Origin of the sequence: Flavobacterium chryseum (assembly GCF_004362015.1) — a bacterium.
Classification (GTDB): Bacteria; Bacteroidota; Bacteroidia; order Flavobacteriales; family Flavobacteriaceae; genus Flavobacterium.
The window spans coordinates 421,782-435,183 of sequence record NZ_SNWW01000003.1; the positions used below are offsets into that span (position 1 = coordinate 421,782).

Consider the following 13,402-nt stretch of genomic DNA (forward strand, 5'->3'; position numbering starts at 1 on the left):
TTTTCATAAAATTAAAAAAGCCTCCTAAAAATTATCGGGAGGCTTTGCTATATATAATTATTGTTTTCTTACAATTTTAAGCAATTAGCATCCCAACGGTTTTAACCGAAATGGCGCAAAACATTTTATAGACCTTTAAGTTCATTGATTCAGTAGCTTTTGGGTTTAACAAATGTGCAAATATTATTTTAAATACACAAATAAAAATAAATAAATTAATACGAAAATCCGACAAAAAAATACATTTTGACGATATAAAACATCTTACAAAACTTTTGTTTCAAAAAACCAAAGTAAAAACTTACAAAACTAGTTTTATGCACTAAAAACTATTTCCACAAATCAGTTTATCAAAGAACAGTGTTAAAATTCGATCTGGTTTTTAATAATGTCTAAACCCAGATTGCCTCTTTATGCTTGATTTTTTCTGCAATTTTCAGAATATCGGTTATAATTCCTCTTGAAATTGCCTGTTTGCATGCAGAACCGCTTTGAATTACGATTGGAACATCAGCATACGATTGGGTATAGATTTCAAAAATGGTGTCAGAACCTTTTAGCTGTCCGATAGCTGATGTTATCGGCTCTGAAACCAATTTCACTTCTAATGTGTTTTTTGCGATATCAAATTCTCCTATATATCGTAATACATGATTGTCTGCCTGCGTTATTTTAGCAATCTTAAACGATCTGTCCACTGCTTCTTTATTAAGGATGCCGTTTTTCTCCAAATGTTCTTCGTTTATAAGTGAATTGATTTTTATGTCTGAAAGCTCAAAATCTTTTCCAATTTCTCTGGTCAGAATCAGCAGTTTTTTTGCAGTATCATTTCCTGAAAGATCTTCCTTAAAAGTAGAGCGCATCAATCCTAACAAACTCGCATCTTTTAAAATAGAAGAGAAAGTAGTTTCTTCACTAGAAAATCGGTTAAAGACATAGCTCAGGTTATCTGAAAAAACGCCGCGAATTTTAGTGATTTTCTCTCCTGAATAATACAAATCTCTCAGGGTTTGCAAAACAGGAAATCCTGTATCTACCGAAGTCTCATACAGAAACTCTTTGTCATACTTTTTAAGATTCGCTCGTATTTCTTTATAAAGATCGATTGGCAGTGTATTGGCTTTTTTATTGACCGCTACAATATTAAATCCGTTTTGAATCAGCGTATTATAATGACCTATCAATTCATCGCTCGCTGTAGCATCAACGGCAATTAAATTTTCAAATTCATTTACTTTTGCAAATTCGACAATATCTTCTACTTTAAAAGGAACGGCTAATTGCACGAAATTGGTTTCCCATGCATATCCAACGCCTTCTTTCTCGAAAAAAGCAACTGTAGAATTGGTGATGATTGGAAAATGAAAATCGATGTTTTTGCTTTGAAGAAAAAATTCCTGACTTTCGATAATCTGATTGATTAAAGTGCTTCCGATATTTCCAATTCCAAAAAGGATAATGTTTATTTTAAGCTTTGACATAATGTATATATTAGATGAAATTCATAAAAAATTACCTCTAGCAAAACTCACATTGCTAAAGGCAATTTTTCAAACAAAAAACAAAAAAACCTAATTTTTATTGATACTGTATTGTGATTGCGTAATGCTTGCAAATACAGTTTTCAAGTCGGCAATCAAATCTTCGATGTCTTCAATTCCAACAGAAAGTCGGATTAAATCTTTAGAAACTCCTGTTTCCAGTTGTTCCTCATCGTTCAATTGCTGATGTGTAGTGCTTGCCGGATGAATAATTAGTGATTTTGTATCACCAATATTGGCCAGGAGCGAAAATAGTTTTGTTTCATCAACTACTTTTTTTGCTGCTTCGAAACTACCTTTCAAGCCGAAAGTAATAATGCCGCTTTGTCCTTCCGGAAGATATTCTTTGGCTAAATCATAATATTTATTTGATTTTAAACCCGGATAATTTACCCAAACAACCTCATCTTGTTGCTCTAACCATTCGGCTAAAGCCAAAGCATTTTCGCTGTGTTTCTTGATTCGGATTGGCAATGTTTCTAATCCCTGAATGATTTGAAAAGCATTAAACGGACTTAATGCGGAACCAAAATCACGTAGTCCTTCAATTCTTGCTTTTGCTATAAAAGCGGCAGCCCCCAAAGCTTCGTGATAAATCAAACCGTGATAACCGGCAGAAGGTTCTGTAAACTCAGGAAATTTTCCGTTCGACCAGTCAAAAGTTCCGGCATCGATAATAACGCCTCCTAAAGAAGTTCCGTTTCCTGAAATATATTTGGTTAAGGAGTGAATGACAATATTGGCTCCGTATTCGATTGGTTTTAATAAATAAGGAGTTGCAACGGTATTGTCTACAATAAAAGGGACTTTGAAATTTTTGGCTTCCGCCGAAATCGCTTTCAAATCCAATACATCTAATTTTGGATTTCCTAACGACTCTACGAAGAAAGCTCTAGTGTTTTCTTTCGCTGCTTTTGTAAAGTTTTTCGGTTTTGCAGGATCTACAAAAGTGGTTGTAATGCCTAAACGAGGTAAAGTCACTTTTAATAAATTATAAGTTCCTCCGTATAAACTGTTTGAAGCTACGATATGATCGCCGGATTTTAATAAACTTAAAAATGTCGTAGCAATTGCCGATGCTCCGGATGCTGTTACAACGGCTGCTATTCCGCCTTCAAGCGCTGCAAGTCGCTGTTCTAAAACATCATTTGTTGGATTATTTAATCGTGTGTAAATAAAACCAGCTTCGACAAGCCCAAACAACTTGGCTGCATGATCTGAATTATTAAAAACATACGATGAAGTCTGGTAAATTGGCACTGCTCTTGTTCCACCGTTTTTGGTTACGTCGTGCCCTGCGTGTAATGCATTTGTTGCGAATTTTTGTGTGCTCATGATTTCTTAGTTTTTAGGTATTGTTAATACTATATATTGTGATTGAAATTGATTTTTGAAATTAAAATTGATATTGTTTAGACATAAAGGTCTTCTTCTTCCAGACTGTATATTTGAGCCAATAAAGATTTTTGACCTATATATTGTTCTGGATTATACTCTATAATATCACTTGTTAGTTCTTCAGATTTATTATTGCTTTTTTGAGAATCTGTTCTCAATAAGTACTGAAATGCGATTGTATTTATATCTAATGTGTTCATGATTTAAAATTTAAAATGTTGAAACTAAAAAAACCCTTCCGGATGGCTACCAAAAGGGTTTTATAGTTTTTAACTCTATAACAAAGATTACTCTTTCACTTTTGGCAATAGCAAATTTGGGATGCACATTTGCATCATACAACACACCATCATTTTATTTACTACTGTTTTCATATTACTTTATTTTTTAAATTCGACTAATTAGATAGGGTAAATATAATTAGTATTTTTTTAACTACCAAATCCAAAAATGACATTTAACATTGAAAGACTTCATTAGCCTTATAAATACTGGAAATTATTTTTTAATTATTTTTCTTTTAAATACTTAGCGACAGATTAAACAATAAAAAAATTAAAGCGTTACTGTTTATTTATTTTAAAATGTCGTTGTTTTTTTGGCATAAAAAAAACCCCTGCGACTTGCAGAGGTTCTATATATAGGTGTTTAAAAAAACTACAATAGTGTCTCTGCGGAAGATTCCGGCATCATACAAGACATATTGCAAACTGTTAATTTCATTTTTTCTTTTATTTTGATGCAGCAAATTTGCAAACTATTTTTTAATTGGCCAAACAAAAATTGAAATAATTTCTATTACCCTATCAAAATAGTATATTATGTTAAATTTCTCGCTATAAAATTAAAAAAAGTTAAAGTTTAATTTGCAAATCAAAATGGTTTTATACCTTTGCACGCGAATACAGAGGAAAAATTTGAACTGATTGCAACCTCTTCATAATGAAACGGTTCGTTATGAATACTGAAAAATTAATTTCAGTAGTAAAAAATGCTAAAGCAGAAACTCTCCTTTAGCCTTTTTCAGCAATTATTTTCCTCGCTTAATTTTAATTTAATAAATTATTATGGCTTATTTATTTACGTCAGAATCTGTTAGTGAAGGACATCCAGACAAAGTTGCAGATCAAATTTCGGATGCATTAATTGATAACTTTTTGGCATTTGATGCTAACTCAAAAGTAGCATGCGAAACTTTAGTTACAACTGGTCAGGTTATTTTGGCTGGTGAAGTAAAATCGAATACCTATCTTGATGTTCAACAAATTGCTCGTGAGGTAATCCGTAAAATTGGATATACTAAAAGTGAATATATGTTTGAAGCGAATTCTTGTGGAATTCTTTCAGCTATTCACGAACAGTCTGCAGATATTAATCAAGGTGTTGACAGAGCTAAGCCAGAAGAGCAAGGTGCAGGAGATCAGGGAATGATGTTTGGTTACGCAACTAACGAAACTGAAAACTACATGCCATTGGCACTTGATTTATCTCATAAATTATTACAAGAGTTAGCTATTTTAAGACGTGAAAATAAAGAGATTACTTATTTACGTCCAGATGCTAAATCTCAGGTAACTTTAGAATACAGCGACGATAATAAACCAACTCGTATTGATGCAATTGTAATTTCTACTCAACACGATGATTTTGATGAAGAAGCTACAATGTTGGCTAAAATCAAAAAAGATATTGTTGAAATTTTGATTCCAAGAATCATTGCTAAAAATCCGGCTCACGCACATTTATTCAACGATACAATCAACTACCATATTAACCCAACAGGAAAATTCGTTATTGGAGGACCTCACGGAGATACTGGTTTAACTGGAAGAAAAATTATTGTTGATACTTACGGTGGAAAAGGTGCTCACGGTGGTGGTGCATTCTCTGGAAAAGATCCTAGTAAAGTAGACAGAAGTGCTGCGTATGCTACACGTCATATCGCTAAAAACTTAGTTGCTGCTGGTGTTGCTGACGAAATCTTAGTTCAGGTTTCTTATGCAATTGGAGTTGCTAAACCAATGGGTATTTTTATTGATACTTACGGAACTTCAAAAGTAAACCTGACTAACGGTGAAATCGCTAAAAAAGTAGAGGAATTGTTTGATATGCGTCCTTACTTTATTGAGCAACGTTTAAAATTAAGAAACCCAATTTATAGTGAAACTGCTGCTTACGGACACATGGGACGTACGCCAGAAGTTGTAACAAAAACTTTCCACGCTCCGGGCGGACACGAAAAAACAGTTACTGTTGAGTTATTTACTTGGGAGAAACTTGATTTTGTAGACAAAGTAAAAGCTGCATTTAACTTATAATTATTGATTCATACGATTATTAATTCTTAGATCTCAGAGTCAATTTCTTTTTAATCTTACTTATAATTACCCCGAAATCTATTCTTTTAGAGTTCGGGGTTTTTATTTGGTTATTTGGTTGCAATTGTTTTTCTTAGTACAAAATAACTGACCAAAAAATGAGTAAACTTCCTTCGTTACAAAACGTCCTGAATGCTACAAAAAATACCATTCTTCGATTTCCGTTAGAAATTATAACTGCAATTTGCGGAACCATTTTCGCTGTTACTCTTAACGAAATACATTATAGCAATCCTAATAAAGAGTTTTATCAAAAAGCATTAATGAGTTCTTCTCTGTGTCTTGTTCTTTTTCTTTCTGTTAGTTTGTTTTTTATTAGTTCGAACAAAAAGAAAATCTTACGTTTTATTACAAGTTTAATTCTCGGATCGTTAGTTGTTGCATTTATCTTTAGTTTTAGAGAAAAAATAACACAAACAGAATTTCAGCAGTTTTTTGTTCTCAATGTTGCTTTGCACTTATTAGTTTCGTTTGCAGGTTTTCTTCCAAAAGTTTACAATCAGGAAGAATTTTGGGAGTTTAACAAGCAGCTTTTTCTAAGAATTTTAACGGCTTGTTTATATAGTGGAGTTTTGTATTGCGGATTAGCTTTGGCGGTTTTGGCTGTCGAAAAACTATTTAATTTTGACTTTTACGATAACATTTATATGTATATCTTTTTCACGATTGCAGGAATCTTTAATACTATTTTCTTTTTAAGTGGCGTTCCTGAAATTAATAATGAAGAAGTTCCGTTACGTTTAAATTATCCAAAAGGACTTAAAAATTTTACGCAATATGTTTTATTGCCATTAATAAGTCTCTATTTAGTGATTTTGATTTGTTATGAAGCAAAAATTCTTATCACGCTTTCATTGCCTGTCGGCTGGGTTTCTTATCTTGTTTTGGCATTTGCGATTACCGGAATTCTTTCTTTTTTATTGGTTCACCCTATTGCAAACGAAAACGGAAATTTGTGGATGCGAACCTTTAATCGCTGGTTTTACTTTTTATTAATTCCGTTATTGCTATTATTATTTTGGGCAATTTTATACCGAATCAATCTTTACGGGTTTACGCACGAACGTTATTATGTTTTATTATTATCGGTTTGGCTGGCGGTTGTAGTGGCTTATTTTCTAATTCAGAAACATCCAAAAATAAAATTCATTCCTATCAGTATGTGCCTTGCCGGATTGTTATCTATAGTTGGTCCGCAAAGTGCTGATGCTGTTTCAAAATACAGTCAGTTATCACGTTTTGAATCTTATTTGCAAAAAGCCGATGGTAAAAAACTAACCTTTGAAGAAGAGCAGGAATTAAGCAGTATTGTTTATTTTCTTGATAGAAATTATGGGTTTGAAGTTATGCTTCCATACGCGAATAAAAAATTAGATGCACTTTACAAAAAAGATAAAGATCCAGGTTCAACTCAAATTATAGAAACTTTAGGTTTTCAATATCGATCTGAATATGACCGAAAAGATGATGCAAACGATTCTTTTAATTATTATTTCTATAAAAATGATGACAACACAATAACCAATATTCATGGCTATGATTTAATATTCACTCTATCTCAGAATAATAGTTTTGACGCCACTGTAAATATTGATAATACAGCTTATGCTATAAAATCAAAACCTACAGATTATGGTCAGGATTTACAAATCAACCAGGATATTATTCCATTAAAAATAAATGATTTTATCAATTCCAATTCAAAATTTAAAACTGGAAATGAATATTCTGAATCAGACAAAAAAATTGAACAAAGAATTGAGAATTCAAAATACACTATTTTGTTAAGTTATATAAGTGCTTATGGTACAATCAAAAACAAGAAAAAGATTCCTAAAAATTACCAGATCGAAATTATGGTAGGCATCAAAAAATAAAAAAAGAACCCGACAAGATTTAAAATTTTGTCGGGTTTGTTTTTATATAAATTGTAAATTCTAATAGGTTCCGTTTTGCATTTTGCTTAGCATTTCGCGTATTTCCATAGCGGTTTGTTCGTCAACTTCAGCAGTTAAAAACTTTACTGCTAATTCCTGAGTTGCAATGGCTTTATCTTTTTGACCGTCTTTATAATACAACTGCGCCAATGTATCTAAATAATACGGATTGTTTTTAGTTACCATTAAGCTGTATTCAGACCAAGTAATGGCATCTTTTATAAAACTGCTATTTGCAGGCTTTAATACCGTTGCCCACGCTGCTGTATTGGCCAGATTAGAATGGTATTCTTTAAAAGAATTCCATCCGTTATATGAGTAATCAGATTCTGTATCTAAAGACGCAAACATTTGATCTAATCTTTCAATGGCATTTCCTTTTTCGGTTGATAAATAGGTATTAAAATACGTTTTAAACTCTTTTAAGAAAGTAATATCATCAACACTATTTTCGCTGTCTACATTCAAATAATCAAAATAAGTTTTATAAGAATCAAAATTTCCTTTACCGCTTGCAATCAACTTTTTGTAGATCGCAATTATTTTATTTTGATTTGCTTTTCCTGCAACGCCTTCTTGCGCTACGTAGCTATTTTGTTGTAAAGCAGATGAAATCTCAAAACTTAAACTTCCTTTTAATAACGTTAATGCGTTTCCGTTTTCATCTTCAATGTTCATTTTTTCGATGGCATCGTAATGTTTTAATAGATAATCAATTGATAAGAAATCGGTATCATTAAAAACGCGCTCTTCATTAAAAAACTGCTTCGTAAAACCTGCGTTTTTTATTTCTCTCAAAATTGCTTCTACCAACTCTCTGTTTGGCTTTGTGTCTTTTTGATGTGCTTCGATCAATTTTTTCCAGGTTTGGGCAACTTCTTTTTTATCTAAAGTAATTTTTGCAATTTTAAAATCTTTCGGATTTACCTCTTCTGTTACAGCAACTGCATCAGTTTCATATTCATAAGGTATATCAAGTATCGAAGCTTTATAAAAAGCAGAAACGATATCAGCATCTGTTGCTTTTTTATTTTTTGCTATTTTATCAAAAGCATAAAAAGCATTTGCTCTTTGCAGCTTTTTTGCAAACTCATCGTAATAGCTTAATTCTGATTTTTTCTCTAATAAATTCGATTTTGCAGTTGCTAAAACATCACCTTCTCCGTTTACTACTAATAAAGCCGGACCATCAGAAATTTTATTGGCTTCAAGCCATTTTTTATCATCGGCTGTAGCCAGATAATAATTAAAAACATCATATTGAGCATTGTAAGCATCATACATATAGTATCCAACCTGTGTTTCAAGATCTTTTAGGACTGCATCAAAATCAGCCTTTGCAGCAGGATTTTTACTGTCGGCGTAAACTATTAAAAATTTACTTTTAGCTGTTTTGGTCGCCGCAATAGCAGCTTTTAAATTATTTTCTACTTTAAATTTAAAATCATATTTAGATGCAGCATAATCCGTGGTAGCAGTGTCGACAGTTACCTCTACTCCAAAATCTTCGTTAACTAAAGCATCTTTTCCCGGATAGGTCCAGTTTAAGACACTTTTATTTTCGAGTGGCGTAACGCTTGGGGGAACTGCGGGCGGAGTATCTTTTGCATTTAAAAATACTAACGGATTTTTTCCTCCCTGTTCAGCAATTTTTAGCTCATTGGTCTTTTTATCAAAAAAACCGGCCAGATTTAAATCGCCTAAAGCATCAAGTTCATATTTAATCGTAATTTCTGAAATATCTTTTGGCAGAGCATATTTAGAAATTTTACTTTCCGTTTCATATCCTTCATATACTACATACAAATAATCGGCACGTTCGATTTCAAAATCAACATCTATATTGATCCAATCGGGATCGACTTTGGTTTTTATATCAGTAAGTTTTTGGTATTGTACCGGCTCAGAACCATTTTGTGTTCCGATATAAAAAGAATAGATAGAAGGTTCTAAAAATTTAATTTTAATTTTTTGAGCTTTCTTATCGTTTTTAAAACTAAGATTAAATGAATTTCCTGCTTTTTCAGTTTGAGAAAATAGAAGTGAATCGCCTTTGATTTTATATTCACCAGAATAAAAAACCAATTCGTATTTATTGTTTTCTAATAAATTTAATTTGATTTTCTGACCTTTATTGGTGGTAATATAAGTTCCTTTTTCTAATGTTTTTGTTTGAGAAAATAAGGTAGATACTACACAAAAAAACAATAAGAAACTCCATATATAATTGCGCATAATATAAATTTTGACTTGTTAATATTAAACGTAAAGATATTCGATTATTATCGAAGTCAGGTGCCTTACAATTCAAAATAGATACTTAATATATACTATAAATTATATTTCATCGAAAATATAATGTAACGCGGCTGCACGGTATATTGAGAAACTCTTGTAGAAAACTGCGAAAAACTGTCGTCATTAAGATATTTAGTGTTTAATAAGTTTGTGGCGGAAACTTTGTACTCCCATTTACTGTCTTTCTTTTGATAAATTAAGCTGGCACTTAAAAAATCATATTCATTATCTACAGATTTGCTAGTATTGTAATAATGGTAAAATTCATATTCTGATACAAACGAAAAACTATTTAAAAAGTAATAATCTATTCTTGCAAAAGGTTTGTCTGTATAATAAGTTGAACCGCTATATTTGTTAATTAAAGCGTTGTAACCTAATTCCAGATTCGGCATATTTTTATAGTTAGTCGACGCTTTTACGGTATAACTTTGAGTAAAACTTTCTGTAGTCGCTAATTCATTATTTTGAATATTATTGAATTTCGACCAATTCAAACTTGCATTCGCGGAGGCTTTATAATTCTTTAAAAAAGATCGCCCGTAATTTCCCATTCCTGAAAAAGTTTCATCAGCCAGATTAGAATTATAAGGGTTTGACTCCTGATTAATTCCGGTAAATTTGGCACTGGTTTTAATGGCGTCCACTTTTTTTGTGTAAACGGCATTCGCAAAAATATTTTCGAAATTGAACATATTGTATTTGAAATAACGCAATGTATGCACTTGTGAAGTGGCATTTTCTAACGAACGATCTCCTCTAAACAAACTGCTGTAATCCGACAAAACATATCCTGAAGCCAATTGATTAACATCTGTAAAATCATTGGACAACGCAAAATTATACGTCAGCGTTTCTGCTTTTTTGATTTGATATAAAGCAAAAAAATCAGGTAATACTTTGGCGAAACTCTGTGAATAATCAGTTCCTGATTGTACGTTTGTCATGGTGTACGAATGCACGCTAAAACCAGGCGTTAATGTAAATTTGCCTGTTAGTATTTTATAGTGGAATCCCAGAAAAACATCATTAAAATTATATTTTACCTGATTGTTATTTTTCGGATCGCTTAAATCATTTCTGTCCCCATTATCCAGCATTTGAAAAATATGCGAATTAAAATCCTGATGCGAATAGGTATTTCCTAACGTGATATTGATATTGCTTTTTGGCGTTACCATATAGTAATAATCTAATTTGGCATCAACTTTATTTGTTTTTACAAAACGATCCTGATTTAAATCATTTCTTTGTTGCCCGGAAGTATAACCTGATAAAATAAAAGGCTGAGTTCGTAAATTGGCATTATAAAACGGGTTTTCATCCTGATATAAATGCTGCATTTCAAAAGCAAAAATATTTTTATCGCTTTGTGTATAATACAAACTCAGGTTTTGATTTATTGATGTTGGATTTTGCTTTTTAGTAGTAAAAATAGTTTCTGTAGCAGAACTATCTTTTACCACAGATTCACGAAGCAAATCTGTATCTTCATTTTGTTTGGATAATTTCGTTAAGATGTCATAATCAAACTGAAGTTTTGTGTTTGGCTTATAACTTGAACTCAACTTAAAAAGACCCAGATTATTTTTTTGATGTGTTAATTCATCTCGTTTTTGTTGATCGCCAGAATCCAGAATTGTCGTCTGCGATTTGGTTTCGAGATCTGTTTTTGATGTAGAAAGAATTCCGAAACCACTGATATTCCAGTTTTTTGTAGGCGAGTAAGCGAAATTTGTAGCTCCAAATTTTGTTTCAATTTCTTTGGCTCGGTTGTTTCTCAAAATTGAAATTCCCAAATCGTTCGACGAAACATTAAAATTGCTTCCGCCCTTTTTCATCATGTTTTTAAAACCTCCGGTAAACTTAAAATAATCCTGCGCCGTAAGCGGCAATTCGCCAATATTATTAAAATTGGTAATGACATTGATGCTGTATTCGGGACTGTAATAAAATAATTTCGGATTAATAATATATCGGCTGTCAAGTTCACCAACCCCAATTCCTGCGGTCATGTCGCCAAACCAAAAGTTCTTTTTTCCTTCTTTCAGCTTAATATTCATGGCCACATTATCCTGATCATTTTCAAGACCTTTTAAAGCACTGACTTCATTATAATTTCTTAGTACCTGAATTTTATCAATAGCATCAGCCGGAATATTTTTAACGCCCAATTTGGTGTCGCCATCAAAAAAGTCTTTTCCTTCGACCATTAATTTGCTTACTTTTTTACCTTCTACTTCAATTTCTCCATCGGCATTTACCTCAACTCCTGGTAATTTCTTTAGAACATCTTCCAGTTTCTTCTCTGTTCCGGATTTAAAAGAATCTGCATTGTAAACAATCGTATCGCCGCTTATCGAAACAGGCATTTCACGAACAATTTCAACTCCGTCAAGTTCGATTCCGGCATCATCCATAATAATATTCTGTATGATATTTGCGCTTTGAGTTGCAATAGAAATCTCTTTCGATTTCATTCCCAGATAACTTACTTTAACGGTATATGCCGTATTCGGTTTTAAAGTCAGTTGAAACCTTCCTTTATCATTGGTAATTCCATAAGAATCCATTGCTTTTGTGGCATTATTGACGGCCATAATATTGGCCATCTCTAACGGATTTTTTTGTTCGTCCTGAATAAATCCATCAAAACGTACACTTTGAGAAAAGGAAACAGAAGTCAATAAAAAGGCTACGAAACAAAGTATTTTGTTCATTATAAAAATTTTGGAATTTGGACCCGGAGATAGAAAATTGGAATTTGGAATTTGGAATTTGAAATTTAAAAAGTTTTATCTTCCCATCATTGGCGGCGGTCCACCGGCGCGACCACGATTCATTTCTCTAAATTCTTCCATTTTTTTAATTACGGTTTCGTCGTACTCTTTTTGAGAAATTACTTTTCCTTTTTTAGATGGTTTTATCTCGACTTTTTCTTTGGTATTCATAACAATTTTCGAACATAAAATAGTTGTTCTACCGTCGTTTACCTCTAAAATTAAACCTGGTAATCCCCAATAATTCTCCGGCCCTTGATTTACCGGAATTTCTGGCGTATACCAGGCTATTATGGCAACTTCTTTTGGCATTTCAAAATTATCTTCAAAGTTGGTTTTTGTATCCCCCGAAGTTTTTTTGGCTTCATCCTTTTTGTCTTCGGGTTTTTTATCGTCGTTGTTTTTAGGTCTGAAATTTCTAAAATCAGTTTTGCTGGCTTCTTTTACAGCAGTTGCTTTATAACAAGTGTAACCTCCAATTTGTTTGGTTTCCTGTTCTAGTTTCCAGTTTAATTTTGGCAGAGAATCTACAACCAGAAACTCTTTTCCCATAAATTCTTTATCTACTGTATACGATTTGCTTTTTACATCTTTATAAAAAGTTCCGCCGCCGCCCATGAAAGAATTCATCATGACACGCATTCCGCCGCCTTGCTGTCCGGGAGTTTCTAATTTTTCTTCTTCTTTATAAATCGAAGCCGATTTATCAAAATTCAGAATAAAGGTTTTTTCGAGCATTTTTTTCATGCGCTCTTCCATGTTTTTCTGCATTTCGGGCGTGATATCACGGTTTCCTCGCATTCCTTCCAATTTTGGCGCTTGGGTTTTTGACTCGTAAACGGCCATTCCCTGAAAATCTTTTTGTGCTTGTGCCTGAGTAAAAGCAAGCATTAAAAGCAAATAATATGATAGTTTTTTCATTTAGATAGTTTTTTAAATAAAGTAAGTCTTATAAACTTACACTCAAATGTATTATTAATTTTAAAATCCTGAAAGTTAAATATATCAATACCGATAAGCTATAGACAAAATTGCTAATAAATTAGACTATTGCAGTTTACACTCTTTTA

The 13,402-nt window shown here is 32.4% G+C and carries 8 protein-coding genes; 2 read left to right on the forward strand and 6 right to left on the reverse strand.

Features of this window, described 5'->3' with window-relative positions:
• Positions 1 to 392: 392 nt before the first annotated feature.
• From EV143_RS08330 to EV143_RS08340, 3 genes are all read right to left on the reverse strand, one after another.
• Complete coding sequence (locus EV143_RS08330; RefSeq protein ID WP_133507499.1) at positions 393 to 1,481, reverse strand: homoserine dehydrogenase family protein; 1,089 nt, start codon at positions 1,479 to 1,481, stop codon at positions 393 to 395.
• Between the two features lie 90 nt (positions 1,482 to 1,571).
• Entirely contained in the window at positions 1,572 to 2,876 is a 1,305-nt protein-coding gene (locus EV143_RS08335) for an O-acetylhomoserine aminocarboxypropyltransferase/cysteine synthase family protein (RefSeq protein ID WP_133507500.1), read from the reverse strand.
• 77 nt (positions 2,877 to 2,953) lie between these two features.
• Entirely contained in the window at positions 2,954 to 3,139 is a 186-nt protein-coding gene (locus EV143_RS08340) for a hypothetical protein (protein WP_133507501.1), read from the reverse strand.
• Positions 3,140 to 4,006: 867 nt separating this feature from the next.
• Between EV143_RS08340 and metK the strand changes: the two genes are divergently transcribed.
• Positions 4,007 to 5,257 (forward strand): methionine adenosyltransferase, encoded by a 1,251-nt coding sequence (gene metK / locus EV143_RS08345; protein WP_133507502.1) that lies wholly within the window; start codon positions 4,007 to 4,009, stop codon positions 5,255 to 5,257.
• A gap of 158 nt (positions 5,258 to 5,415) precedes the next feature.
• A complete protein-coding gene (locus EV143_RS08350; RefSeq protein ID WP_133507503.1) occupies positions 5,416 to 7,194 on the forward strand; it encodes a DUF4153 domain-containing protein in 1,779 nt (592 codons plus the stop codon).
• Between the two features lie 60 nt (positions 7,195 to 7,254).
• Here EV143_RS08350 and EV143_RS08355 read toward each other — a convergent pair whose 3' ends face one another.
• The 3 genes from EV143_RS08355 to EV143_RS08365 all read right to left on the reverse strand — a co-directional run bounded on the left by EV143_RS08355 (position 7,255) and on the right by EV143_RS08365 (position 13,253).
• Positions 7,255 to 9,489 (reverse strand): hypothetical protein, encoded by a 2,235-nt coding sequence (locus EV143_RS08355; protein WP_133507504.1) that lies wholly within the window; start codon positions 9,487 to 9,489, stop codon positions 7,255 to 7,257.
• 95 nt (positions 9,490 to 9,584) lie between these two features.
• Complete coding sequence (locus EV143_RS08360; protein ID WP_133507505.1) at positions 9,585 to 12,272, reverse strand: carboxypeptidase-like regulatory domain-containing protein; 2,688 nt, start codon at positions 12,270 to 12,272, stop codon at positions 9,585 to 9,587.
• Between the two features lie 75 nt (positions 12,273 to 12,347).
• Entirely contained in the window at positions 12,348 to 13,253 is a 906-nt protein-coding gene (locus EV143_RS08365; protein ID WP_133507506.1) for a GLPGLI family protein, read from the reverse strand.
• Positions 13,254 to 13,402 lie beyond the last annotated feature (149 nt).